This is a genomic window from Sporomusa acidovorans, assembly GCF_900101845.1.
Taxonomy (GTDB): Bacteria; Bacillota; Negativicutes; order Sporomusales; family Sporomusaceae; genus Sporomusa; species Sporomusa acidovorans.
Window position 1 is genome coordinate 1 of record NZ_FNAM01000001.1, and the last position, 23,886, is coordinate 23,886.

Genomic DNA, 23,886 nt, shown 5'->3' on the forward strand with positions numbered 1-23,886 from the left:
AGCCATAATTTGCGTAAAGGCCACAGCGAATGCTTTGGGTGAAATCAGTTGCAGCACTCTGGCAAAGGTTAAACGGCTTGGTATACCGTTTTCCAAAGAAAGGATCGTATTAAGCCATTGCTTTCGGCTAACCGCGAAATCATAGATTTCTAGCGCACTATTAGCATTACAGGTTACTGCAAATAAACAGATGAGTAATATGTCCGATAGCTTATGTTTAATCTTCCATGCCTGTCGTGGATCTGACACTTTTTCTAATATCGCAATGAGATTTTCCATCTTCTTCACCTCATTGCCTTATATTTTCTATTTCTCTCTTTTTTCCTCTTTTTTTATAACTTATTTTTCATGAACATCCCCTGTCAGGTAACTGTTTTTCAGTAGTCAAAATACAAAATATATGCTAAAATGTTAAAGTTAGTACATAAATGTATATTCTGCTAGAGTTATATTGTCCATACAGACTAATTGGTGCGGAGGTGATGGGGTGGAAGCATCAAAAAAACGAGTTTTGGTTCTCCATGGGCCTAACCTTAATTTACTCGGCAAACGTGAGCCGGACATATACGGTGCAACTACGCTTCAGACTATTAATGATAGATTAAATGCGCGGGCAGCAGAGCTTGGGTTAGAATTAACCATTATTCAGACTAACTACGAAGGTAAAATGATCGATGCCATCCAGCAAGCTCAGGACAACTATGCCTGTATTATTATTAATCCTGCTGCCTTTACCCATTACAGTGTGGCAGTAAGAGATGCGCTGGCGGCTATAAATGTGCCAGCCATTGAGGTACATTTATCTAATATTTACCGTAGAGAAGAATTTCGCCATCATTCCGTTATTTCGCCTGTAGCTGTTGGCCAGATAGCCGGTTTTGGCGCAGATGGTTATTTATTAGCTTTAGAGGCTGCAGTTTGTCTAATTAGGGGTGCGAGTTTATGATGCAACGACGCTTGGCGAATATTCATAAATTAATAGCGGAATATGACCTTGATGCTATCATCGTAACTAAACCGGAAAACCGCAGGTATTTTAGCGGGTTTACCGGCTCTGCTGGTTTGCTGTTGATTGGCAAAAAAACGCAAATGTTGTTTACCGACTTTAGATATATCGAGCAGGCCAAAGCTCAAGCACCGGAGTATAAAATAGTTCGCCATGGGACAGCAGTATTTGATATAGTGGCGGATACAGCGAAAAAGCTGGATATTACCCGTATTGGTTTTGAAAGTGACTTTGTAACCTGGGACATTTATCAGATGGTAAAGGAGTCTTTTAAGTCGGTAGAGCTGCGGCCCATTAAGCTGGATGCGTTGCGCAGGAAAAAAGATAAGGATGAACTTAAGCTTTTGCGAAAAGCTGTTGAGATTGCTGATGCGGCTTTTAATCAGGTAATAACAATCATAAAACCCGGAATAACCGAGTTGGAAATCGCCTTGGAACTTGAATATCAAATGCGCAAATTTGGTTCAGAAAAACCTGCTTTTGATACAATTGTAGCTTCCGGAGACCGAGGGGCTATGCCACATGGTCAGGCGTCGGATAGAGTTATTGAAGCCGGCGATTTTATAACAATGGATTTTGGTGCGGTTTACCGGGGCTATCATTCTGATATAACGCGAACAGTTGTCGCCGGCAAAGCCAATGATAAACAGCGTGAAATATATAATATTGTCTTAAATTCCCAATTAGCAGGGATTAAGGCGGTAGTTGCAGGTAAAACGGGTAAGGAAGTCGATGCGGTTGCCCGGCGGATAATCACTGATGCCGGCTATGGCGATTATTTTGGACACGGCTTAGGCCATGGGGTTGGGCTTTATATTCACGAAGAGCCCAGGTTGTCCCCTGCCAGCGACAGCATATTGTCAACTGGCATGGTTGTATCAGTTGAGCCTGGAATTTATCTGCCCGGTTGGGGCGGCGTACGTATCGAAGATTTGGTTGTAGTTTCCGATACTGGTTGTGAAATTCTTACAGCCAGTAAGAAGAAATTAATAGAATTAATCTAATTTGACCGAACTATGGGGAGGCTAATTCATGATTTCAGTTAATGATTTTCGTACAGGAGTAACAGTTGAGATTGATGGCGATGTCTGGCAAGTAGTCGATTTCCAACATGTAAAGCCAGGCAAGGGTGCCGCCTTTGTCAGAGCAAAGCTAAAAAACGGTCGTACTGGTGCGGTCGTTGAACGTACTTTTAATGCCGGTGAAAAATTGCCGAAAGCGCATGTTGACCGCCGTGAAATGCAGTATCTCTATGAGAGTGACGGCATGTATAATCTAATGGATAATGAGACATTTGAACAGATTGCTATGTCAGCCGAGCAAATGGGCGATGCTACAAAATTTTTAAAAGAAAATATGAATATTGCCGTCCTGTTTTTCCAAGGCAATGTGATCGGCATTGATTTGCCGATGTCAGTGGAACTTACGGTTGTTGAAACTGACCCTGGTATCCGGGGTGATACTGCTACTGGTGGAACAAAACCGGCAAAATTGGAAACAGGTCATGTTGTACGCGTACCTCTCTTTATAAATGTTGGTGAGGTGCTCAGAATTGATACCCGTACCGGGGAATATATCGAACGCGCTTAAGTAGAATATCAGAAAGCGGAAAACCTCCTTAGTTATGTTTTAATAAGCATTGGACATACTACAAATAGTATCCGATGTTTAGAACATAGCTAAAGGGGGTTAAATTTTTATGAGAAATCTCAAAGAGAAAGTGGCCTATTTACATGGATTAACACAAGGGCTTAATGTTAACGAGCATTCATCCGAAGGTAAAATTTTAATCCATATTATTGATGTACTTGATTCATTTGCCGACGAAGTTCAGAATGTCAACCTTGCCCAGGTTGAACTTGAAGATTATGTTGAATCAATTGACGAGGATTTAACTGACCTTGAAGAAGAATTTTATGAAGATATTGATGATGATTACAGCGAGGGGGATTTCTCAGAGGACATTGATGATGATATGGTTGAAATGGCCTGCCCGGATTGCCATGAACTAGTTACCTTTGAATCCGGAATACTGGATGATGATGATGATATTGAAGTAACCTGTCCGTACTGCGGCAGCGTTGTTTACGATAATACTCTGGATATTACAGATAACGGCCCTCATGATATCAGTCAAACTAACCATATCATGCATCCAGGTGTATAAGAAATTTCTCGACTTGGCGATATAACGCCAGGTCTTTCTTTTTTGTCATAATTTATTTTGAGAATACATATCTATGTAAAGAAAAAAGAATATAGGTAAAGTGTTTAATTACTGTAAGGATGATAAACATGATCAATATTCATCAGGTCTTACTACAGCATATATATCCGATTCTGCCGTCTCACCTGTCGCAGATCATTAACTCAGTCTCGGACAATGTTTTGTTTAAGCTTACTGAAATCCGTATTAGGGCAAACCAGCCGCTATTGTTAGTTTTGGGTAGTAATAATGACATAATGGTATCCGCTTCCGGGGAAGTAACGAATCAGTTTCAAGCCTATCATTGTACTAGGCAGGACTTGCTAACAACTTTTCAATTGATCTGTAAAAATTCTGTTTATGCTTTCGAACGGGAAGTAAGGCAAGGGTTCCTGACGATTAGCGGCGGACACCGGGTCGGTTTAGCAGGGCACGCAGCAGCTTTTGACGGAACAGTTAAGACACTTAACCATATTAGTTCGTTAAATATTCGTTTAGCGAGGGCTATAGCCGGCTGTGCGGAGGTTGTTTTACCTTTTGTTATTAACAGCAATACGCAAAGCGTATATAACACCTTGCTGGTTTCGCCTCCCTGCTGTGGTAAAACGACGATGTTACGGGACCTAATTCGGCAATTAAGTACAGGTAATGCCGCATTGGGGATTAAAGGTGTACAAATTGGCTTAGTGGATGAACGCTCAGAAATTGCTGCCTGCGAGAATGGCATTCCGAGTGTGGATCTAGGTCCGCGCGTTGATGTACTGGATGCTTGTCCTAAGGCAAAAGGGTTATTAATGCTTATCCGTTCCATGGCTCCGGCAGTAGTGGCAACAGACGAATTGGGACGGGAGGAAGACGCCTACGCGGTCCGGGAGGCCATTCATGCCGGCGTAAGCGTAATTGCCACTGTTCATAGCCGGACATTAAATGAACTGCGTGAGCGTCCGTATATTGGTGAATTGGTACAGCAAAAGCTGTTTGAACGTTATGTTATTTTAAGTAATCGCTTAGGCCCAGGAACCATTGAAGAAATCTATGATGCTCTTAGGGATACGGTAGTGTATACCGGTTTAAATGAGGTGAAGGTATGTGGTTAAAAATATTGGGAAGTATGTTGGTTATTACTGCCGGAACATCTATTGGATTCAGTTTAGCCTCACGCTATGTTGAGCGCCCCCGTCAGATACGCCAGCTAATTAGCTGTTTGTCGGCTTTAAAGTCACACATAAATTACGCGGCAGTACCGCTGCCGGAGGCTTTATCACAATGTACCTGTGGTGTTGCCGGCCCAGTAGCGGAATTCTTTCATACTATGTCATTATTGCTTGCGAATAACGGCTGGTTGACGCCACAGGCCGCAATGGAGCAAGCTCTTAAAGAATCCAAACAGCTTATTCTAAATCAGCCGGAGCGAGAGATTCTTGCCGTATTTAGCGCAAATCTAGGCAGCATGGATCAGGAAGAACAGGTTAAATCACTGGAATTGGTTCACGAGCAATTAGCCAGGCTTCAGTGTGAGGCGGAGAGACTCTGTGAACAAAACGTCAAAATGTGCCGATATTTGGGCATTTGTGGTGGTTTAGCAGTAGTCATAATTTTAATATAGTCAGCAATGTTATACGCATAAGGAGAGGAGAGTAGAATATGGGCTTGGACGTTTTGTTTAAAATTGCCGGAGTCGGTATTTTAATTTCAGTTATTCATACGGCGCTCAAACAAGCCGGAAAAGAGGATATGGCGCATTTATGTACACTCGCCGGTTTTAGCCTTGTCTTATTATGGGTTGTAGAATTATTAGGGCGGCTTTTTAACACCGTCCAGGATGTTTTTAAGTTGTTCTAAGGGGTTGTAGACGCCATGGAAATCATCCAAATTATTGGTTTGGGGTTTGTTGTTACGCTCTTAATTTTAATTATTAAACAACAACGGCCGGAATTAGCTATACAGCTCGGGCTAACACTTTCGGCTATCATTTTTTTAATGGTTCTCAGCAAGCTTGATGTTGTTCTCGATTTATTCCGGGACTTGGCTGAAAAAGCCAATATCAGTCAGATGTATCTGAATACGATTCTGAAGATTATTGGCATAGCCTATGTTACTGAATTTGGTGCTCAAGTTTGTCGGGATGCCGGTGAAGGGGCAGTTGCCGGCAAAATTGAATTTGCCGGCAAAATATTGGTCATGGTATTGGCAATACCCATTATTGCGTTGGTATTAGATACTATTGTAAGACTCATTCCTTAAGGTGGAATGCACGTGAAAAAAATAATAATAGCATTATTGTTCATGTTGTGTAGTAATATTGCTTGGGCAGCAACTGATTCCGGTCCGGAGTTACCTATGGACTTGCTTGATAGTTCATCGCTTAACAATGTTAACCATTTTATTCAACTCGTTAATACAGAGCTGAATGAGGAGGTTCCGCTTTTAACTGCTTCCACAATGAAAGAGATCGCATCCAAGGGGCTTAACTTTAATTGGCAAAATCTTAGTACTAAATTTCTATCATACTTTCTAACAGAGTTATCAACCAATCTTCATCTTATGGGTAAATTGCTATTTTTGGCCGTATTATGTGCACTATTACAGAACTTGCAAAATTCTTTTGAACAATCAGCAATTTCTTTATTAGCTTATAGTGTTTGTTTCATCTTTTTATGTGTCATTGCCTTAAGCGCCTTTTATAATGGTTTAACACTTGCCAGAGAAACGGTAAACAATATGGTCGGTTTTATGGAAGCGCTCTTGCCTCTTTTGTTATCACTATTGGCGGGAGTTGGGGCGTTAACATCGGCAGCACTGCTTACTCCCCTCATGTTATTGGTTGTCAGCGCAACCAGTGTTATTGTAAAGGACGTTATCTTACCCTTATTGTTTTTAACCGCGCTGTTAGAATGTGTTAACTATCTGTCAGGCAAATATTCCCTCAGTAATTTAACCGGAGTACTGAAACAAGCCGGCATGGTCATATTGGGGTTAGTTTTAGTCATATTTATTGGAATTGTCAGTGTCCAGGGGGTTGCTGGGAGTGTTGCCGATGGCTTGACTTTAAGAACGGCTAAGTATGCGACCGCTACATTCATTCCAGTTGTAGGCAAAATGTTTTCCGATACTGTGGAACTAGTCATGGGGGCATCTCTCTTATTAAAAAACGCTGTAGGTATTTTTGGTGTATCGGCTATTGCCTTACTTTGTGCCTTGCCGCTTATCAAGCTGCTTTCCTTAGCTGCGATTATGAAAATTGTCGGCGCTTTGATTCAGCCTATGGGTGATGAAAAAATGGCAAAATGCCTCGATTCTATGGGAAATAATTTATTATTGGTGTTTGGCGCCGTGCTTACGGTGGTATTGATGTTTTTTTTGATTGTTACCATGATTATTGGGGTTGGCAGCGTTACTATGATGCTTCGCTAGGAGTGGTACATAAGGATGATAGCCTACATCACCGTTTGGATCAAAAATATTATTTTTGTTGTCTTATTTGCCTCCTTTCTGGAACTCTTACTGCCGAGTAACAGTATGCAAAGGTTTGTTAGAGTTATAATCGGTTTATTTATTATGCTGGCTATTTTAAACCCTGTGATTGACGTTATTGAAAGTAAAACAGCAGCCAATCAGCTACCTGTACTGGCAACAGGTTTTGACAACGAAGCAGTTAATACGGACATCCTTAATGCAGTTAATCATGTTGCAGAAAAACGCGATCTTATGGCGCGCGATTTATATATACGGGATTTATCCAAACAAATCCGGGCAACCGTCATGGCCATTGACGGTGTTAAAGACGCCAAGGTGACGATTAGTCTTGAGCCTGCCACAGCGTCATTAAGTAAAATAAAGAATATAGTGATTTACATTGAACCGGGGACTACCGCGGAAAAAGGAAAAATCGCAAAAATAGCCATTGGCAATGCCTCGACGGAAACAGTCCAGGATTCCGGTAATTTGCCGGTTACGGTAGTTGAAAAAACGAAAAAGACCGTAGCTGAGTTGTACCAGCTTAAGACAAGTCAAATTGACGTGAAACGAATGAAGGAGGGTAAGAAATGAGTGCTTCTGGAATTTCTTTGAAAGAATGGCTTTTGGGAGCAAAAAAAATTATACCTGGGGCATTTTTGAAAGACGGCGTGATTAATACCCGATTGATTTGGCTTGGAGTGCTGGGAATCTTTCTGTTGATTGTAGGGGGAATTTATGAGCCATTTACTGTTCCGAAGCCGAGTATTTCAACAGAAAGCGGCCAAGTAGCACCTCTTGTCAGCCGTAGTTATGAAGAAATTCTTGAGAGCAAGGTTGGCAATCTGTTAGCGCAAGTTAAAGGTGCAGGTGCTGTGTCTGTAAGTATAACGTTAGAGAGAAGCGGTAAACAGGAGCATGCTAAAAATATTATTAAGGAGACAAAAACTATACAGGAAAAAGATAATACAGGCGGCATTCGCACGACCACAGAGACCAAAGAATCCGAACAAGTACTGTTAAGTAAAGAAAATGGAGCTGATAAACCAGTAATGGTTCAGGAATATAAGCCGGTTATTAAAGGTGTATTGGTTGTTGCGGAAGGAGCTAATGATTCAACGGTAAAAGCCAATCTTACCAAAGCGATAGAATCCTGTTTGGGAATTCCGTCATATAAAATTACAGTTTTACCCCAAAGAAAGTGAGGCGCTAAAAATTATGAAAATAATTTCGGTTTTTTCGGTAAATAAGCTGGGAAGGTTGGCTGCCCTATTTGTAGCATTGGGTGTATTATTATTGGTAATCAGCGGCGTCTGGAACTGTATCCAGGATATTTTGGATGCCAGGGCAAATCGGTCTAATGCTATGCAGGTTACAAAACAGGTGGCCTCTGAACAGGTTGTACCGGTAATGGCTCCGGACTTTTTTACTGAGTATCGTTTGGAAAGAGATAAAATAAGAAGTGAACGGACAGATCTTTTACGGGAAATTATTCAAAATGCCAAAACAGAAGATAGTAAACAACAAGCACAAGAGGCTATTCTTAAAATGACGCTAGAAAAACAGCGCGAAGCGGAGATGGAAAATCTCATTAAGGCCAAAGGATTCAGTGATGCTTTGGTCTTTATCCGTGACAATTCCGTCAGTGCAGTAGTAAAAACAACGGCTTTAACGCGCGAAGAGGTCGTACAAGTAGCTGATGTGATCAGCCGTATTTCCGGCGTTAAACCTGGGGACATTACTGTAAGTGCAAAACCATGAGCAAGCTATTCGACTTTTTCTTATTTTTTTAGTCAAATTGTAAAAATGGAAAAAGCTTGGTATAATAATAGAGTTATAAGATTTCTGCTCATGTAATAGTTTTACTATCCAGTTGATTTCTTGGGGGGGTTGGAGTGGAAAAGCGAGAACGTATGGAAAAAACCGAGCATAATGATGTTGGATCTATTCGCATAGCCGATGAGGTCGTGGGAATAATTGCCGGACTTGCGGCGACTGAAGTCTCCGGGGTTGCGGGCATGAGTGCGGGTTTGGTTGGCGGTATAGCTGAAATGCTTGGTAAAAAAAACCTTTCAAAAGGTGTTAAGGTTGAAGTCGGCGAACGGGAAGCAGCCGTAGATCTATATATCATTGTTGAATATGGTGTACGTATACCGGATGTGGCGCTAAGAGTGCAGGAAAATGTCAAACGTGCGATTGAGTCCATGACTGGCCTTGACGTTGTTGAAGTTAATATTCATGTTCAAGGTGTAGGGTTTGTTCCTGAAGGTAAGGAAGAAGATATTAGGGTAAGATAGATTGGAAAAGGCCAAGAAAGGAGACACTATGGGAATCATTGACCGCATCATTTTATCTATATATACTTTTTTGTTGGCATTTTTGTCAGTCGCCGCTATTCTCCTGTCTTTACGCCTTATTCCTTTGGAATTGGCGTGGACAAGCCTGGCATACATGTATGGTCAATGGGAAGCTTCGCTGGTTGGAGCCGTTTTTTTTCTGTTGAGTATTAGACTGCTATTGGCAGGCTTACGTTCCCATAAAGCAAAAGACACGATTGTTCACCATAATGACCTGGGAGACGTACATATTTCTCTTGATGCTGTGGAAAATTTGATAGAGAAAGTGGCAAGGCATATTCGTGGCGTGCGTGGCATTAAGGTTAAAGTAGCATTAGCCGGACAGGGGATTTCCGTAAAACTGAAAGCGGTTGTCAGCCCGGAAAGCCATGTGCCAACCGTGGCGGGCGAGATTCAAAACCGCGTTCATGAATACGTAAAAAATACGGTTGGAATAGAGTTGGCAGATGTTCGAGTCATGGTAGAAAACATTAGCAATGACTTTAAAACTAAGCAACGCGTTGAATAGGGGTGGCAGCATGAATTCTAAACTCTTGGAGGAAATCTGGCAGTATCACAGCGGTAAACTTCTAGGGGTATTTTTCGGCTTTCTTTTCGGTATCCTGGTTATAACTTTTGGCTTTTTCCGGACCTTATTCGTAGTTTTATGCATTATAGCCGGCTATGTTGTTGGTAAACGCATTGACCAAAAGGAAGACATTATGGAAATATTGGACAAGCTGCTGCCACCAGGTTACAACCGGTAGCTGCTTTAGAAAGAGGGAAATTATGAGTCGTAGAAAGGCCCGTGAAATGGCTGTTCAGGCGTTATTTCAACTAGACTTTAATTCAGGGGTAACGAGTGAGGAAGCACTTAATTCCGTATTAAATGAACGGGAAGATACTAATGAAACCACTAGGCTTTATGCAAAGTCGTTAGTAGAAGGAACTCAGAAAAATCTGGAAGCAATTGACGAATATATATCCGAACTGTCACGAGAATGGAAAATTGACCGTATGGCCGGTGTTGACCGCAATATTGCCAGGATGGCTATATATGAAATGAAATATAGCCAGGAAAAATTACAGCCTGGAGTTGCTATTAATGAAGCCGTTGAATTGGCGAAAACTTTTGGCACTGAGGATTCAAGCCGGTTTATTAACGGAATTTTAGGGTCAATTGTAAAAAATAAAGAATTATTATGAATTACGTGTTAGGTATAGATACCAGCTGCTATACGACTTCAGTTGCCATATTGGATGAGAATGCCCGGATCGTTGCTGATTGCAGGAAGATTTTAGCGGTAAAACCGGGTAAGCGTGGTCTCCAGCAATCGGAAATGGTGTTTCAGCATACCCGCAACCTGCCTGACTTATTCGCTCAGGCCTATCATGAAATTGGTAAAACTGTACGCTTTAAGGCTATTGGTGTTTCGGCTTTTCCCCGTCCATTGCCTAATTCCTACATGCCGGCCTTTTTGGTAGGTGAAGGCTATGCGAAGGTATTAGCCCTTAGTCATGATAGTCCGCTTTACCGTATAAGCCATCAGGAAAATCATATTTTAGCCGGGATACGGTCTGCTGGCGGGCCTTTAGCGTCTCGTTTTTTAGCTGTTCATTTATCCGGCGGTACAACCGAAATTGTTCAGGTATCACGGAATAACGCTGTAGATGACCCAAGGCGTATGGCGATCGATATTTTGGGAGGTACTCTGGATATTCATGCCGGGCAATTAGTTGACCGCATCGGCGTTCTTTTGGGACTAAAGTTTCCTGCAGGCCCCCAACTGGAATCTTTAGCAGCACTTGCTCACGGACAAATAATTAATATCCCGGTGACAGTACGAGATTCCAGTGTTAGTTTTGCAGGTCCGGAGACTTATGTCCGCAAACTGGTGGCGCAAGGCGCAGAGCCGGCAACCATTGCCGCGGGCGTTCAGCAATGTATAGCGCGGGCGGTAGCGGCTATGATTAAACAAGCACATTCTCATACCGGGCTTACTGATGTGTTATTGGTCGGTGGGGTGACGGCAAATCAATTTATCAGAAAATATCTTACTTATCAGCTTGAAGAAATTGGTTGCTTGAAATTATATTTTCCAGAACCGCCTTATAGTCCTGATAATGCAACCGGTGCTGCGTATTTTGTATGCGCCTGATTTAGACTTGTATATCTCACCATTGCCGCCTGCCCAGCATACTATACAAAAATGGTATATGCCGGGAGGTGACACTATGGTGCCATATATTCTGGCCGGTGCAGTAATTGGTTCCATTGTCGGGCATCTTATTCCACCCGGATATTTATTCTGGTTCGTGGTGGGAAGTGTAAGCGGATATTTGGCTCAACGCTATTTTGGTACCCGATTTTAGGAAAATAAAAGCAGGAAAAAAGCCGGGCAGACAGCTTTGAAAAAACTCTTTAGCCAGACTTATGTCTGGTTTTTTTTGCATTTTTAGGTTATGATTATTAACAGTGTATTGAATATGTGGAGTAATTCGATGAATAATATTTTTACAGTCAGCGATTTAACTAAATATATCAAGCAGATCTTTGACAAAGATCCCAAACTGGTTTCGATTTTTGTTAAAGGGGAAATTTCTAATTTCAAATGCCACTATTCCGGCCATTGCTATTTTACCCTAAAGGATGTTGGGTCGCAGATAAAAGGAGTCATGTTTAAAAGCCGTGCGCAATTCTTGAAATTTGAGCCTCGCGACGGAATGAAAGTGGTTGCTTATGGTCAAATTACCGTATTTGAAAGAGATGGTCAATATCAGCTTTACACTGATCAATTAATACCTGACGGTGTAGGGGAATTAAGTATTGCTTTTAATCAACTTAAAGAGAAATTGAGTGCCGAAGGTTTGTTTGATGATAGCCGGAAAAAGAAATTATGTCTCTTGCCCCGAGCCATCGGCATTGTGACTTCGCCGACCGGTGCGGCACTGCGGGATATTGTCACGGTAGCCAAACGCCGGCATCCGGGCATACCACTTGTCTTGTATCCTGTTCAGGTGCAGGGTGTAGAAGCTCCCGGGCAGATTGTCCAGGCAATCCGTGGCTTTAATCGGCTAAAAAGTGTTGATGTGATTATCGTCGGCAGAGGCGGGGGATCTATTGAGGAACTCTGGGCCTTTAATGATGAGCAGGTAGTGCGGGCAATTGCTGCCTCGCATATTCCTATAGTGTCGGCTGTAGGCCATCAGACAGACTATACGTTAGCGGATTTTGTTGCCGACCGCCGGGCAGCGACGCCCTCACAGGCGGCAGAAATTGTTGTGCCGGATGTCTTTGAACTAAATAGGTATATAAAATCACTGCAAACCATGTTGGCAAACAACATGCGGTTATATATCAAGCAACAACGCCAGGCTGTTCGTCAATTACGTGATAATAAGGTATTTACTCAGCCGGAAAAATATTTCGCCGACAAACGGCAGTTTATTGATTCTTGTATGGAGCGCTTGGAACAGTCGGTACGAAAAATTATTGTCGCCAAGCAACATGACTTAAAAATTAATACGGAAAAACTGGCGGTACTCAATCCCTTGGCTGTACTTTCCAGAGGTTACAGTCTGGTGCGAACAATGGAGGGACAAGTTGTAACCGCTACAAGCCAGGTAGAGACAGGTCAGCAACTAGAGGTTATTTTGCATCAGGGAAGACTAAACGTTCTGGTTAGTCAGGCGGGGGAGGATATACATGGCAAATAGAGCGGGAAGTAAACACAAAAATGTATGTTTTGAGGAAGCTCTTGGAAAATTAGAAGTAATTGTAAAGCAATTGGAAACAGGCGAATTACCTTTGGAAGAAGCTTTAGACAAATTCGGGGAAGGTATTTCCCACGCAAAGTACTGTTTTGAGCAATTAAACACTGCCGAAGCCCAAGTAGATAAAATTCTTCAGCAAGAACAAGGCCAGTTAGTTGAAAAACCATTAAATCTAGCGGAGGGTAACCAATAATGTCTGTAGATGAATTAAAACAGTACTGTCAGCAGAAAATTGAATTGATTGATACGGAACTTTCGCGGTATATTCCCACTGATGCCTATCCACCTGTTATCTACGAAGCTATGCGTTATAGTCTATTTGCCGGCGGGAAACGGCTGCGGCCAATTATGCTTATGGCGGCTGCTGATGCCGTTGGCGGCAAGGGAAGTGACTATTTACCGGTCGCATGCGGACTGGAGATGATTCACACTTATTCATTGATTCATGATGATTTGCCGGCTATGGATAATGATGACTACCGGCGTGGCAAACTGACTAACCATAAAGTGTTCGGTGATGGGATCGCTGTCTTAGCCGGCGACGGTCTGCTAACGGCCGCTTTTGAAGTTATATTATCCCAAACCCAGGTGGAGCCGCAGGTACTTAGCCAAGTGGGACGTGAAATAGCCAGCGCTGCCGGCGCTGCCGGTATGGTTGGCGGTCAAGCAATTGACCTGATTTCTGAAGGCCAACATATTGATGCCCAAACATTGCAATATCTTCATCAAGCTAAAACAGGAGCGCTATTTAAAGCGGCTTTGCGTTCAGGAGCGTTGTTAGCCGGAGGCAGTCAGATGTACATTGATGCTTTAACGAATTATGCCTCGCATTTCGGCCTGGCGTTCCAAATTACGGATGATATCCTCGATGTGGTTGGTACCCAGGAGAAACTTGGCAAACCTGTCGGTAGTGATGAGAAAAATCACAAGGTAACTTATGTGACGCTGCATACGCTAGAAGGAGCAAAACAGCTTGCCCGGCAAGCCGTTGACGAAGCAATTAACAGCCTTAGAATATTTGGATCGGAAGCAGATATACTGCGTGAGTTGGTAAAACACCTAATAAATCGAGAAGCATGAGGTGTAGCCTATGGCTGAATTCCTGACCTCAATTGTACATAATATCATTTTAATGACATCATTGACTGCATGGGTTACGGCACAATTGTTTAAAACTATGACAGCATACTGGCGCCATGGCAGTTTTAATGCCGAACGGCTTGTCGGCGCTGGGGGGATGCCTAGTTCGCACACTGCTCTAGTAGTCAGCCTTGCTGTCAGCATTGCGCTTAGGGAAGGACTTGAATCGGATTTATTTGCATTAGCTGTAATATTGGCCGGAATTGTTATGTATGATGCCGCGGGCGTACGTCGGGCGGCAGGACGCCAAGCCAAGGTAATTAATAAATTGGTACGTGAAATGCGAGTTGAGCATAAAGTGAGGGAAACTCGCCTTAAAGAATTATTGGGCCATACGCCGCTTGAAGTTCTGGGTGGAGCGGTTCATGGTATACTTGTGGCCTATGTCTTTTATGTTTTATACAAATGAATAGTAAAGATATGCTATAATATGGTTGATATATATATTTACCATAACTAGCAACTTACCTGACCCCAGTCAGAGAAAGCGGGGAACGAGTTTGAGCAGATTGCTTGACAGTATTAATGGGCCACAGGATATTAAACATTTTTCCATGGCGCAATTAGAAAAGCTCGCTGGGGAAATCCGCGAGCTTCTTATACATACGGTAGCTTCTAATGGTGGGCATCTGGCACCTAATTTAGGTGTTGTAGAATTAACGCTGGCCTTACATAAAATGTTCGATAGTCCCAAAGATAAAATTGTTTGGGATGTCGGGCACCAAGCCTATGTACATAAGATTTTAACAGGACGTCGAGCAACTTTTTCCACACTCCGTTCTGTTGACGGAATTAGCGGTTTTCCTAAACGCTGCGAAAGTCCACATGATGTTTTTGGCGCCGGGCACTCCAGTACATCAATATCTTCCGCTGTGGGAATCGCATTAGCCCGGGACTTGTCAGGAGAAAAATATAATGTAATTGCCGTAATTGGAGATGGATCGTTAACAGGGGGAGAAGCTTACGAGGCGCTTAACCATGCCGGGCATCTCGGCATAAATCTTACCGTAATTTTGAATGATAACGAAATGTCTATTGCCAAAAATGTAGGTGCCATATCCGAATATCTTGCCAAGATGCGTACAGCGCCCACATACTCGAAGGTCAAACGCGACATTGATTTTTTGCTGCGTAGTATTCCGGCTATTGGCGATAGTGTTGCCAAAACGGTTGAAAGATTGAAGGGGAGTCTCAAATACCTGTTAGTACCTGGTATACTATTTGAAGAACTGGGCTTTACTTATTTTGGCCCTATTGACGGTCATAATATTCCGTCAATTATGGAGGTGCTTGATAAAACAAAGAGCATTAAGGGTCCGGTAATTGTCCATATCGTAACTCACAAAGGGAAAGGTTATCAACCTGCCGAAACTAATCCTGACAAATTTCATGGGGTAGGGCCTTTTTGCGTGGAAACCGGGGCAGTTATAAAACCTAACGGCAAACCACCCGCCTATACCCAAATATTTGGTAATGCAATCGTGAAATTAGCGGAACACAATCCTGATATTGTGGCGATAACGGCAGCAATGCCTGACGGAACAGGGCTGCAAAATTTTGCGACAAGGTATCCTAAACGTTTTTTTGACGTTGGGATTGCCGAACAACATGCGGTAACTATGGCGGCTGGGTTGGCTACCCAGGGTAAGCACCCAATCGTTGCTATATACTCAACCTTTATGCAGCGCGCTTATGATCAGATTCTCCATGATGTATGCCTGCAAAATCTGCCTGTCACATTTGTATTGGACAGGGCGGGAATTGTGGGGGAAGACGGGCCAACCCACCATGGCGTTTTTGACTACTCTTTTTTACGTCATATTCCCAATATTATTGTTATGGCCCCCAAAGATGAGAATGAACTTCAGCATATGTTATATTCGGCTACTGAGATGAATGCACCCGTAGCCATTCGCTATCCGCGGGGAAGCGGTGTTGGCGTGAATTTGCAATCAGAATTTACTAAACTTGAAATAGGTAAATCAGAAATTTTGCATGCAGGCAAGGATGTTGTCTTATTCGCCGTGGGAGCCATGGTTGAACCTTGCCGACAAGCTGCTGAGCTATTGGCAGACAAGGAGATTGCAGCAGGTGTGGTAAATAGTAGATTTATAAAACCATTGGATGGAACGATGATTCGCCAAGCAGCCCGCGATACAGGTATTATTGTTACGGTTGAAGATAATGTTGTTGCAGGAGGTTTTGGTTCAGCCGTACTTGAATACATTAATTCACAAAATCTTAATTGGGTAAAAATATTACGGCTGGGGTTGCCGGACAAATTCATTGAACATGGCCCCCGTAGCTATCTATTACATAAGTATGCCTTGGATGCTCAAGGCATTGCCAATAATGTTGAAACTTTTATCCGGCAGTTTGGAGTGCGGAAATGACAGGAGAACGGGTTAAAGATCGTCTTGATGTGTTGTTGGTAGAAAAGGGACTGGCAGCCAGTCGTGAACGCGCCAAGGCTTATATTATGGCCGGCCTTGTCACCGTAGATGGTAAAAAAGTAGATAAGGCCGGCACCATGGTTCCCGGCAATGCTAGTCTTCTTGTCCACGGCGATAATATTGGCTATGTGAGCAGAGGCGGGCTCAAATTAGCCAAGGCATTGGCTTATTTCGGCCTGGATTTAACCGGTAAAGTGATGGCCGATATCGGAGCGTCAACAGGCGGATTTACTGATTGTGCTTTAAAAAACGGTGTGGCTAAAGTCTATGCAATTGACGTTGGTTATGGACAACTTGCGTGGTCGTTACGAACAGATGAGCGCGTAATTAATATGGAACGTACAAATATTCGCAATGTTCGACCAGAGGACTTGAATGAATTACTGGACTTTGTTTCCATTGATGTGGCTTTTATTTCCCTTGATAAAGTCTTGCCGGTAGTAAAAACATTGCTTAAACCTCAAGGCATAGTAGTTGCACTGATAAAACCACAATTTGAGGCGGGGCGGGACAAGGTCGGGAAAAAAGGGGTAGTCCGTGATCCGGCCGTTCATTGTGAAGTTATTAACAATGTTGTCGAAGTGGCTGCCAGACAATTGCTTACCCCGGCAGGACTGACTTATTCGCCTGTAAAAGGACCGGAAGGAAATATTGAATATTTATTATATCTTACTAATTATCCAGTGGGAGAAATCGTGGCTGAGTCAAATGTTGCAATTGTAGTGGCAGAGGCTCATGCCAATTTAACGGGATGACGGAGGAACACAGATGTGCTGACTGTAGGGTTATTTCCTAACACGAAAAAGCAAGGCATTCATACTGTATTAGCCTCAATTATACAGTATTTTCATGAACATGGCGTGAAAGTCGTTTTGCCAGAAAATGCGGCGCCGGGACTGAAATATGCTCAATTTACCGAAAAGCTGGAATGCGTGAAAAATGATATTACATTTGCTCTTACACTAGGTGGAGATGGGACGCTGCTTAATACGGCCCGGGAGATTGCCCCCTTTGGTATTCCCGTTTGTGGAATAAATATGGGAAATTTAGGGTTTCTTACTGAAATTGAGTTATCTGATTTGAGTGCGGCTCTTGAACGGCTGGTTAGAGGGGAATATTACATAGAAGAACGGCTTATGCTGGATGCTGTTGTGATTCGTGACGGCAGCCCAATTTACATATCCCCTGCACTTAATGATGTCGTTGTTGCCAAAGGTGGTTTTTCCCGGATGATCAATCTCAAATTGCTGATCGACGAAGAGCTTACCGCTGAGTATCCTGCCGATGGACTTATCATCGCTACATCAACTGGCTCAACCGGCTATTCTTTATCTTCAGGTGGACCGATTATCAACCCCAAATTAAAGGTAATCGTTATTACTCCCATTTGCCCCCACACCTTACATTCACGTCCTTTGGTTATTTCCGAGCGGGAGGAAATAAAAGTCAGGATGCAGGCAACTCACAACGATATTGTGCTTACGGTAGATGGTCAGACTGTCTACAGCTTATTTCCGGATGACACCGTAGTAGTAAGACGGTCACCCTTCCGTGCCAGATTTATGAAATTTACAGGAAAAAGCTATTATGAAACATTGCGGACTAAATTACGGCGAGGCGACCAGAATGGAAGTAGCTAACGCCGTTCGCATGGCTCATCAATTTATAATTCCTCAATTACATAAGGCTAAGTTGGTTATTGACGCCACTGCCGGCAATGGCAAAGATACATTGTTTTTAGCTGAACATACTCCGGAATCGACCACTATATGGGCCTTTGATATTCAGCAGCAAGCTCTTTTCCACACCCAATTGCTGCTAACTCAACATAGCTTGTCTCACAAAGTCCGGCTTGTGTTGGATAGTCATGCAAACATCGCTGCTTATATTTCTCAGCCAATACATATCGCTATGTTTAATCTTGGCTATTTACCAGGCGGGGATCATACAATAAGCACCTGTCCGGATTCTACTATCCAAGCGATAAAGCAAACTTTACCATTACTTGCTGTAAACGGATTGATAACAGTTGCTGCTTATCCCGGCTATGAGCATGGCAGGCAGGAAGGCAAGGCCGTTTACCAATATATTTCCGGTTTGGACCAAAAAAAGTATACGGTTGCCTGTTGGTCTATGGTTAATCAGTTAAATAATCCACCGATTTTATACGTCATTGAAAAAAGAAAGGAGTGAATGGCTTGAAGACTCTGCGTCACTCAAAGATTAAAGAAATTATTGAACGTTATATAATTGAAACTCAGGAAGAGTTGGCTGATGCGCTTAGTAAACAGGGAATTGGTGTTACTCAGGCTACTGTTTCAAGAGATATTAAGGAGCTTATGCTGATTAAAGTTCCTACAGGCGACGGGCGGTATCGCTACGCATTTCCGCCAGAACAAAATATTGTATTGTCTCAGGCTCGCTTGGAGCGGACATTTCAAGATTCTATCGTTGCGATTGATTATAGCCAAAATATTATTGTACTGCGTACGTTACCGGGAACTGCTCAAGCAGTTGCCTATACGATTGATTACGTAAAATGGCCGGAAATCATCGGTACGGTAGCTGGCGATGACACTATTTTTGTCTTGGTAAAACCGGCTGAAGCGGTTATGCAGGTCATAGCAAAATTTCGATCACTTATGGGCAGTGGTATGGAGCGTGCTTAAGGAGTGATAAAAGATGTTAAAATCACTGACGGTCATTAATTTTGCACTGATTGATCGAGCATATATTGAATTTGTTTCAGGCCTTAATATATTAACCGGTGAAACTGGGGCAGGCAAATCTATTCTTATTGATGCCCTATCCGCTATAATCGGCGGCAGATCTTCAACCGACTCCATTCGTTCAGGAACTGATTATTTTCGAATCGAAGCTGTCTTTGATATAGAGAATATCAGTTCAGTGAAAGCCATTTTGGACGAACAGGGTATTCCGCAAGAAGAAGACGGAACGTTAATTTTGACTCGGCGTTTAGCAAAAAATGGCAAGAATTCAATTCATGTTAACGGCTGTCAAGCTACATTGACTACTTTGCGGAAGGTTGGCGAAAAGCTTGTGGACATGCATGGGCAGCATGAAAACCAAGCTTTGTTAAAACCCGAGGTTCATCTGTCACTTACCGATGCTTTTGCCTCCGGAGTCAGGCCTAAACTTGAAGAATACCGGCAAATTTATAAACAATGGCATACTATCAAAACTGAGCTCGCATCACTTATCCAGGATTCCCGGGAACGTCTGCAGCGGGAGGAAATGCTATCCTGGCAAACCCAGGAAATTGGCGCAGCAGCTTTAACACTAGGTGAGGAAGAAAAGCTTGAAAGCCAAGTCAAAATTCTTGCCAATTCTGAAAAAATTTCCAATGCCATTTCGCATTCTTATGCACTTTTAAACCAGGGGAGTAAAGGATTTAGTGGGGTAGTATCGTGCCTGGCAGAGATTAAACGTGATTTGGAAACAGCAGTACGTTATGACGATACACTTAATGAACAGCTAGCTATTGTGACTGATTCTTTGTACCAATTAGAAGAAATCATGGGCGATCTTAGAGACTATCATGATAATCTTGATTTTAATCCAGGCAAGTTGGCTAAAATGGAAGAGCGGCTTGATGTGATTCATCGACTTAAGAAAAAGTATGGAGCAACAATTGAAGATATTCTGAATTACTACGAAAATGCGAGTAACGAACTGGCGGCAATTACGCATTATGATGAGCGGCTAACTGAACTTGAACAAGAAGAGCGCAACCTTGCAGGTAAAGTTGAACAATTGGCCGAAGAACTAAATAACCAGCGCCAGATTGCCGCCAGGCTGTTATCCCGGCAAGTATCGGAACATTTGGCTGATTTAGGTATGCCAAAGGCGAAATTTCTAGTAGAAGTCAACCGAAATCATCAGTATAATATCGATGGTGCTAATGATGTCGCTTTTTTGTTTTCAGCCAATTCTGGTGAGGAGGCCAGATTTTTGCACAAAGTTGCATCAGGCGGTGAGTTATCGCGGATTGCACTGGCCATCAAAACAGTATGCTCGGAACGGGACGGAACAGCTACCATGGTATTTGACGAAGTAGATGCAGGGATTGGGGGACAAACAGCCCAAAAAGTGGCGGAAAAAATTGCAAGAATCGCCGCGTTTAATAAACAGGTATTATGCATAACACATTTACCGCAAATTGCAGCTATGGCTGATTGTCATATTTATATCGAAAAGGTACTGGAAAAAAACCGAACCATAACACAAGTAACGGCCCTTACCACTAAGGAACAAGTGTCCGAGTTAGCCAGAATGACTTCTGGTGAGGTAACTAAACTATCTATGGATAACGCTGCTCAAATGCTAGAATTAGCTAAGAGAAAAAAGAAAAACTGGGGAAATAAGGTATAAGCATAAGTTAATCGCTAAAGTAAGTATACATTTTTCATATATACAGTAAAATGAAGTGACCATGACGCCAATAATAACTTGGTGTCATGGCTGTTTTATTTTTGATTGGTACACGGCTTTTTGTATTATATCAAAAAATTACATGACAATGTCAAAAAAATAATATGGATACTCATTATTAGTTGGCATATAATAGTAACAAATGAAATTTTTTGTAATAGTAGGAGACATTAGAAATGCCTGCCAAAAGGGATAAACTATTGCATCTTATTGAAGAATTGCGTGAAGAACTCCAAAAGACAGTGGAAATGTGTGGGATGAATAGCCCACAGGCTTTAGCCGCAAGTCAGCAATTAGATATTGCACTAAATCAATATAACAAATTAACTAAAATATTATATCAACGGTGTTACCACGACAGGCTAATAGCTAATGCTATGTAGGAGTTACCTACATAGCATTTTTATTTTTCTATTACCCAATAGCATTAAAATAGCTTTTAAGGGTGACGGCTAACCCGTAGATGAATTGTAAATCAACGATTTTATAAGAAAAAATGCCCAATCATTAGCTTTCACTATTTTTATTAAAAAAACGCATAAAATTCAGCTTCCAAGACAATTTATGCTAATAATTCCGGAATAATCCCCATTAAATTCGGGAAATTCTAATTTTGCAGCAAGTTACAGCTGAAAACAATGTAAGAGGTGAGAGGCGACATGACAATTTTGGGAAGAATGTAATAGGGAGTGATGGAAGAAAATATGACAAAATTTATCCGGCTATTTAGCAGTAGGCCCTTATGGGCAATGTTGATTATCAGTACAATCTTTGCATTTTGTCTTTCTCCCCAATTCCGTAATATTTACGGTCTTCCCATGCACATCAGAATTATTGAAGGAGAGACGGCATTATTTGATGTGAATTTTCCACTTACAGTTACTGTTAGACATGATAGTGACAGTATTCGCGTGCAATCACCCGGTTTTTTACCTACACTGGCGTTATCCCGGCCGGTATCTCTTCAACCGGTCAAATTGGGACAATCTACTGTGGAGTTTAAATTATTTGGGATCATACCATTCCGCAGTGTACAAGTGGATGTATTACCGCCCATTCGCTTAATTCCAGGAGGCCACTCTATTGGTGTGGTGCTGCAATCACAAGGTGTAATTGTTGTCGGTCATTCACCGGTCTTAAATATGCTGAGTCAATATGTTACTCCAGCTAAAGATGCTGGTATTGTAGTTGGCGACGTCATTATCAGCATAAACGGTACACCTGTTCAGAGTGACGCTCAGGTTGCTGAGATAATTGATGAAAGCGGCAAGAACAACCGGAATGTTGATATTTTGTTAAAACGTGCCGAAGGCCAGCACCATGTTACAGTGGCTCCAGTTTTATGTACGGATACCAAGCGTTATCGTATAGGCTTATTTGTTCGTGACAGTGCAGCAGGGGTTGGAACATTGTCTTTTTATGATCCTGAATCAAAAATATATGGAGCTTTAGGCCATGTTATTACTGACAGTGATACCAATCAACCCATTGACTGTGATCAGGGAAAAATTGTAATGGCAACAGTATCAGGCATTCAGCAAGGAAAAAGAGGGCATCCAGGCGAAAAAATTGGTGTTTTTATTGAAGAAGACCAATTATTAGGTACTATCAGTAAAAATACCCAATTTGGAATTTACGGGGAGTTAAATGAAAAATTACCGAATGAAAAATATCCTGAGTTAATTCCCGTAGCTTCTATGAGCCAAGTGCAAGTGGGACCAGCCGAAATGTTGACAGTAGTGGATGGTCAAACAATTGATCAATTTAATATAGAAATCCAAAAAATTAATCTCCAGGAAGTCCCGGAAAGCAAAGGATTGGTTATCAAAGTGGTAGACCAGCGGCTTATCGAAAAGACCGGTGGGATTGTTCAAGGTATGAGCGGCAGTCCAATTATCCAAAACGGTAAATTGGTAGGAGCCGTTACCCATGTCTTTGTTCATGATCCAACAAGCGGATATGGTTGCTTTGTTGATTGGATGCTCATGGAAAGTGGAATAATTCCTAAAAAGGATCATCAATCAGCCAGAAAACTATTTAGTTTTTCTGGCGTTTTTTTTTGTAATATTATTAAAATTTCTTGTCCTAACTTGTCATAATCATATATAATGATTTTAAGGCAAGTCTGTTACATATTTTTGTAAATTAAAATAAATGGATTTTTTTTCCATGGTAGGAAGGAATTGACGTATATTTATAGAATATGTTTTATTATACATATAAGATTTGCTGGGAGGATGTCAAAATAATGGTGAGAGAATCAATTAAGGTAGCTATTGCTGACGACAACAAAGAGTTTTCGGATATCTTGCAAGAATGTCTTAACCGGGAACCCGATATTGAATTAGTTGGTGTAGCTTACAACGGAGAACAAATGCTGTCTATCATTGAAGAAAAAACTCCGGATGTTATTGTGTTAGATATTATTATGCCACATTTAGACGGACTTGGTGTTTTAGAGCGAATTAATGTATCAAATTGTAAACGTCCGAAAATCATCATGTTAACTGCGTTTGGCCAGGAGACGATAACGCAACGGGTAGTAGAATTAGGTGCAGACTATTATGTTTTAAAGCCTTTCAACATGGAGGTGCTTATCAATCGAATTAGGCAATTAGCTGGCACTGCTGCTACTACACGTCCGGTTACTGCAGCGGCTACAACTCCTGTTATCAAATCCCGTCCAATGGATGTGGAAGTAACGAATATTATTAGAGAAATTGGTATTCCTGCTCACATTAAAGGCTATCAATATCTGCGTGATGCAATTATGATGATCGTAGCGGAAGTAGAATTATTAGGAGCTGTAACAAAAGTACTTTATCCTATGATTGCCGAAAAATATTCCACTACCCCAAGCCGTGTAGAACGCGCGATACGCCATGCGATTGAAGTTGCTTGGAACCGGGGAAATATCGAAATGATTAATAAACTCTTTGGTTATACAATTAAATTGGATAAAGGGAAACCTACAAATTCTGAATTTATGGCTATGATTGCCGATAAATTGCGTATGGAAATGCGGGCAAGCTAACGTTTTTCAAACCCTCACTGCTTGAGGGT

At 42.0% G+C, this 23,886-nt stretch carries 32 protein-coding genes; 31 read left to right on the forward strand and 1 reads right to left on the reverse strand.

Features of this window, described 5'->3' with window-relative positions:
* Positions 1-279: transposase family protein (locus BLR65_RS00005; RefSeq protein WP_143122457.1), on the reverse strand; the 279-nt coding region annotated here is incomplete at its 3' end.
* 208 nt (positions 280-487) lie between these two features.
* Between BLR65_RS00005 and aroQ the strand changes: the two genes are divergently transcribed.
* The 31 genes from aroQ (at position 488) to spo0A (ending at position 23,857) form a co-directional block, all read left to right on the forward strand.
* Entirely contained in the window at positions 488-946 is a 459-nt protein-coding gene (gene aroQ / locus BLR65_RS00010) for a type II 3-dehydroquinate dehydratase (RefSeq protein WP_093791198.1), read from the forward strand.
* Positions 943-2,010, forward strand: a complete 1,068-nt coding sequence (locus BLR65_RS00015) for a M24 family metallopeptidase (protein ID WP_342741355.1) — start codon at positions 943-945, stop codon at positions 2,008-2,010. The genes aroQ and BLR65_RS00015 overlap by 4 nt, the downstream gene beginning before the upstream one ends.
* Positions 2,011-2,038: 28 nt before the next feature.
* On the forward strand, positions 2,039-2,596 hold the full coding sequence (gene efp / locus BLR65_RS00020) for an elongation factor P (protein ID WP_093791200.1): 558 nt from the start codon (positions 2,039-2,041) through the stop codon (positions 2,594-2,596).
* A gap of 109 nt (positions 2,597-2,705) precedes the next feature.
* Entirely contained in the window at positions 2,706-3,173 is a 468-nt protein-coding gene (locus BLR65_RS00025) for a CD1247 N-terminal domain-containing protein (protein ID WP_093791202.1), read from the forward strand.
* A 128-nt stretch (positions 3,174-3,301) separates the two neighbouring features.
* Complete coding sequence (spoIIIAA, locus tag BLR65_RS00030) at positions 3,302-4,309, forward strand: stage III sporulation protein AA (RefSeq protein ID WP_245692228.1); 1,008 nt, start codon at positions 3,302-3,304, stop codon at positions 4,307-4,309.
* Positions 4,300-4,818 carry a stage III sporulation protein SpoIIIAB gene (gene spoIIIAB / locus BLR65_RS00035; RefSeq protein ID WP_093791207.1) on the forward strand — a complete coding sequence of 173 codons (519 nt, stop codon included), beginning with the start codon at positions 4,300-4,302 and terminating at the stop codon, positions 4,816-4,818. Before spoIIIAA ends, spoIIIAB begins: the two co-directional genes overlap by 10 nt.
* Before the next feature lie 38 nt (positions 4,819-4,856).
* Entirely contained in the window at positions 4,857-5,054 is a 198-nt protein-coding gene (gene spoIIIAC, locus BLR65_RS00040) for a stage III sporulation protein AC (RefSeq protein ID WP_093791209.1), read from the forward strand.
* Between the two features lie 15 nt (positions 5,055-5,069).
* Positions 5,070-5,456 carry a stage III sporulation protein AD gene (gene spoIIIAD / locus BLR65_RS00045; protein ID WP_093791211.1) on the forward strand — a complete coding sequence of 129 codons (387 nt, stop codon included), beginning with the start codon at positions 5,070-5,072 and terminating at the stop codon, positions 5,454-5,456.
* 12 nt (positions 5,457-5,468) lie between these two features.
* Positions 5,469-6,626 carry a stage III sporulation protein AE gene (gene spoIIIAE / locus BLR65_RS00050; protein WP_245692230.1) on the forward strand — a complete coding sequence of 386 codons (1,158 nt, stop codon included), beginning with the start codon at positions 5,469-5,471 and terminating at the stop codon, positions 6,624-6,626.
* Positions 6,627-6,641: 15 nt separating this feature from the next.
* On the forward strand, positions 6,642-7,262 hold the full coding sequence (gene spoIIIAF / locus BLR65_RS00055; RefSeq protein WP_093791215.1) for a stage III sporulation protein AF: 621 nt from the start codon (positions 6,642-6,644) through the stop codon (positions 7,260-7,262).
* Positions 7,259-7,873 carry a hypothetical protein gene (locus tag BLR65_RS00060; RefSeq protein ID WP_093791217.1) on the forward strand — a complete coding sequence of 205 codons (615 nt, stop codon included), beginning with the start codon at positions 7,259-7,261 and terminating at the stop codon, positions 7,871-7,873. The genes spoIIIAF and BLR65_RS00060 overlap by 4 nt, the downstream gene beginning before the upstream one ends.
* Before the next feature lie 13 nt (positions 7,874-7,886).
* Complete coding sequence (locus BLR65_RS00065) at positions 7,887-8,429, forward strand: SpoIIIAH-like family protein (RefSeq protein ID WP_093791219.1); 543 nt, start codon at positions 7,887-7,889, stop codon at positions 8,427-8,429.
* A gap of 134 nt (positions 8,430-8,563) precedes the next feature.
* Positions 8,564-8,965 carry an Asp23/Gls24 family envelope stress response protein gene (locus BLR65_RS00070; protein WP_093791221.1) on the forward strand — a complete coding sequence of 134 codons (402 nt, stop codon included), beginning with the start codon at positions 8,564-8,566 and terminating at the stop codon, positions 8,963-8,965.
* Between the two features lie 28 nt (positions 8,966-8,993).
* On the forward strand, positions 8,994-9,533 hold the full coding sequence (amaP, locus tag BLR65_RS00075; protein WP_093791223.1) for an alkaline shock response membrane anchor protein AmaP: 540 nt from the start codon (positions 8,994-8,996) through the stop codon (positions 9,531-9,533).
* Between the two features lie 10 nt (positions 9,534-9,543).
* Complete coding sequence (locus BLR65_RS00080) at positions 9,544-9,771, forward strand: DUF2273 domain-containing protein (protein WP_093791225.1); 228 nt, start codon at positions 9,544-9,546, stop codon at positions 9,769-9,771.
* A 22-nt stretch (positions 9,772-9,793) separates the two neighbouring features.
* Positions 9,794-10,210 carry a transcription antitermination factor NusB gene (gene nusB / locus BLR65_RS00085; RefSeq protein WP_093791227.1) on the forward strand — a complete coding sequence of 139 codons (417 nt, stop codon included), beginning with the start codon at positions 9,794-9,796 and terminating at the stop codon, positions 10,208-10,210.
* Positions 10,207-11,163 (forward strand): Kae1-like domain-containing protein, encoded by a 957-nt coding sequence (locus BLR65_RS00090; RefSeq protein ID WP_093791229.1) that lies wholly within the window; start codon positions 10,207-10,209, stop codon positions 11,161-11,163. Before nusB ends, BLR65_RS00090 begins: the two co-directional genes overlap by 4 nt.
* 76 nt (positions 11,164-11,239) lie before the next feature.
* Positions 11,240-11,377 carry a hypothetical protein gene (locus BLR65_RS29355; protein WP_169716850.1) on the forward strand — a complete coding sequence of 46 codons (138 nt, stop codon included), beginning with the start codon at positions 11,240-11,242 and terminating at the stop codon, positions 11,375-11,377.
* 90 nt (positions 11,378-11,467) lie between these two features.
* Complete coding sequence (gene xseA / locus BLR65_RS00095; protein ID WP_245692233.1) at positions 11,468-12,721, forward strand: exodeoxyribonuclease VII large subunit; 1,254 nt, start codon at positions 11,468-11,470, stop codon at positions 12,719-12,721.
* Complete coding sequence (gene xseB, locus BLR65_RS00100) at positions 12,711-12,971, forward strand: exodeoxyribonuclease VII small subunit (RefSeq protein ID WP_093791233.1); 261 nt, start codon at positions 12,711-12,713, stop codon at positions 12,969-12,971. Before xseA ends, xseB begins: the two co-directional genes overlap by 11 nt.
* A complete protein-coding gene (locus BLR65_RS00105; RefSeq protein WP_093791235.1) occupies positions 12,971-13,858 on the forward strand; it encodes a polyprenyl synthetase family protein in 888 nt (295 codons plus the stop codon). Before xseB ends, BLR65_RS00105 begins: the two co-directional genes overlap by 1 nt.
* A gap of 10 nt (positions 13,859-13,868) precedes the next feature.
* A complete protein-coding gene (locus tag BLR65_RS00110; protein ID WP_093791237.1) occupies positions 13,869-14,327 on the forward strand; it encodes a divergent PAP2 family protein in 459 nt (152 codons plus the stop codon).
* A gap of 91 nt (positions 14,328-14,418) precedes the next feature.
* On the forward strand, positions 14,419-16,311 hold the full coding sequence (gene dxs / locus BLR65_RS00115; protein WP_093791239.1) for a 1-deoxy-D-xylulose-5-phosphate synthase: 1,893 nt from the start codon (positions 14,419-14,421) through the stop codon (positions 16,309-16,311).
* Complete coding sequence (locus tag BLR65_RS00120) at positions 16,308-17,126, forward strand: TlyA family RNA methyltransferase (RefSeq protein WP_093791241.1); 819 nt, start codon at positions 16,308-16,310, stop codon at positions 17,124-17,126. The genes dxs and BLR65_RS00120 overlap by 4 nt, the downstream gene beginning before the upstream one ends.
* 15 nt (positions 17,127-17,141) lie before the next feature.
* Positions 17,142-18,011, forward strand: coding sequence for an NAD(+)/NADH kinase (locus BLR65_RS00125; protein WP_093791243.1), 870 nt, complete (start codon positions 17,142-17,144; stop codon positions 18,009-18,011).
* Positions 17,998-18,564: a tRNA 5-(aminomethyl)-2-thiouridylate-methyltransferase MnmM gene (gene mnmM, locus BLR65_RS00130; RefSeq protein ID WP_093791245.1), complete on the forward strand. Its 567-nt coding sequence runs from the start codon at positions 17,998-18,000 to the stop codon at positions 18,562-18,564. Before BLR65_RS00125 ends, mnmM begins: the two co-directional genes overlap by 14 nt.
* A gap of 5 nt (positions 18,565-18,569) precedes the next feature.
* Complete coding sequence (gene argR / locus BLR65_RS00135; RefSeq protein ID WP_093791247.1) at positions 18,570-19,040, forward strand: arginine repressor; 471 nt, start codon at positions 18,570-18,572, stop codon at positions 19,038-19,040.
* A gap of 13 nt (positions 19,041-19,053) precedes the next feature.
* Positions 19,054-20,763 carry a DNA repair protein RecN gene (gene recN / locus BLR65_RS00140; RefSeq protein WP_093791249.1) on the forward strand — a complete coding sequence of 570 codons (1,710 nt, stop codon included), beginning with the start codon at positions 19,054-19,056 and terminating at the stop codon, positions 20,761-20,763.
* Between the two features lie 236 nt (positions 20,764-20,999).
* On the forward strand, positions 21,000-21,206 hold the full coding sequence (locus BLR65_RS00145) for an aspartyl-phosphate phosphatase Spo0E family protein (RefSeq protein ID WP_093791251.1): 207 nt from the start codon (positions 21,000-21,002) through the stop codon (positions 21,204-21,206).
* 309 nt (positions 21,207-21,515) lie between these two features.
* On the forward strand, positions 21,516-22,922 hold the full coding sequence (spoIVB, locus tag BLR65_RS00150) for a SpoIVB peptidase (RefSeq protein ID WP_245692236.1): 1,407 nt from the start codon (positions 21,516-21,518) through the stop codon (positions 22,920-22,922).
* A 149-nt stretch (positions 22,923-23,071) separates the two neighbouring features.
* Positions 23,072-23,857: a sporulation transcription factor Spo0A gene (gene spo0A, locus BLR65_RS00155; RefSeq protein WP_093791253.1), complete on the forward strand. Its 786-nt coding sequence runs from the start codon at positions 23,072-23,074 to the stop codon at positions 23,855-23,857.
* Positions 23,858-23,886: the final 29 nt, after the last annotated feature.

Bases quoted from the DNA above. Each gene is read 5' to 3' on its own strand.
- xseA (WP_245692233.1), top strand. From the start codon at position 11,468: ATGATTATTAACAGTGTATTGAATATGTGGAGTAATTCGATGAATAAT.
- BLR65_RS00025 (WP_093791202.1), top strand. From the start codon at position 2,706: ATGAGAAATCTCAAAGAGAAAGTGGCCTATTTACATGGATTAACACAA.
- spoIIIAF (WP_093791215.1), top strand. From the start codon at position 6,642: ATGATAGCCTACATCACCGTTTGGATCAAAAATATTATTTTTGTTGTC.
- BLR65_RS00080 (WP_093791225.1), top strand. From the start codon at position 9,544: ATGAATTCTAAACTCTTGGAGGAAATCTGGCAGTATCACAGCGGTAAA.
- BLR65_RS00065 (WP_093791219.1), top strand. From the start codon at position 7,887: ATGAAAATAATTTCGGTTTTTTCGGTAAATAAGCTGGGAAGGTTGGCT.
- BLR65_RS00105 (WP_093791235.1), top strand. From the start codon at position 12,971: ATGTCTGTAGATGAATTAAAACAGTACTGTCAGCAGAAAATTGAATTG.
- nusB (WP_093791227.1), top strand. From the start codon at position 9,794: ATGAGTCGTAGAAAGGCCCGTGAAATGGCTGTTCAGGCGTTATTTCAA.
- spoIIIAD (WP_093791211.1), top strand. From the start codon at position 5,070: ATGGAAATCATCCAAATTATTGGTTTGGGGTTTGTTGTTACGCTCTTA.
- BLR65_RS00145 (WP_093791251.1), top strand. From the start codon at position 21,000: ATGCCTGCCAAAAGGGATAAACTATTGCATCTTATTGAAGAATTGCGT.
- efp (WP_093791200.1), top strand. From the start codon at position 2,039: ATGATTTCAGTTAATGATTTTCGTACAGGAGTAACAGTTGAGATTGAT.
- spoIIIAA (WP_245692228.1), top strand. From the start codon at position 3,302: ATGATCAATATTCATCAGGTCTTACTACAGCATATATATCCGATTCTG.
- mnmM (WP_093791245.1), top strand. From the start codon at position 17,998: ATGGAAGTAGCTAACGCCGTTCGCATGGCTCATCAATTTATAATTCCT.
- xseB (WP_093791233.1), top strand. From the start codon at position 12,711: ATGGCAAATAGAGCGGGAAGTAAACACAAAAATGTATGTTTTGAGGAA.
- BLR65_RS00060 (WP_093791217.1), top strand. From the start codon at position 7,259: ATGAGTGCTTCTGGAATTTCTTTGAAAGAATGGCTTTTGGGAGCAAAA.
- spoIIIAB (WP_093791207.1), top strand. From the start codon at position 4,300: ATGTGGTTAAAAATATTGGGAAGTATGTTGGTTATTACTGCCGGAACA.
- amaP (WP_093791223.1), top strand. From the start codon at position 8,994: ATGGGAATCATTGACCGCATCATTTTATCTATATATACTTTTTTGTTG.
- BLR65_RS00120 (WP_093791241.1), top strand. From the start codon at position 16,308: ATGACAGGAGAACGGGTTAAAGATCGTCTTGATGTGTTGTTGGTAGAA.
- spoIIIAC (WP_093791209.1), top strand. From the start codon at position 4,857: ATGGGCTTGGACGTTTTGTTTAAAATTGCCGGAGTCGGTATTTTAATT.
- recN (WP_093791249.1), top strand. From the start codon at position 19,054: ATGTTAAAATCACTGACGGTCATTAATTTTGCACTGATTGATCGAGCA.
- spo0A (WP_093791253.1), top strand. From the start codon at position 23,072: ATGGTGAGAGAATCAATTAAGGTAGCTATTGCTGACGACAACAAAGAG.
- BLR65_RS00015 (WP_342741355.1), top strand. From the start codon at position 943: ATGATGCAACGACGCTTGGCGAATATTCATAAATTAATAGCGGAATAT.
- BLR65_RS00090 (WP_093791229.1), top strand. From the start codon at position 10,207: ATGAATTACGTGTTAGGTATAGATACCAGCTGCTATACGACTTCAGTT.
- BLR65_RS29355 (WP_169716850.1), top strand. From the start codon at position 11,240: ATGGTGCCATATATTCTGGCCGGTGCAGTAATTGGTTCCATTGTCGGG.
- spoIVB (WP_245692236.1), top strand. From the start codon at position 21,516: ATGGAAGAAAATATGACAAAATTTATCCGGCTATTTAGCAGTAGGCCC.
- BLR65_RS00110 (WP_093791237.1), top strand. From the start codon at position 13,869: ATGGCTGAATTCCTGACCTCAATTGTACATAATATCATTTTAATGACA.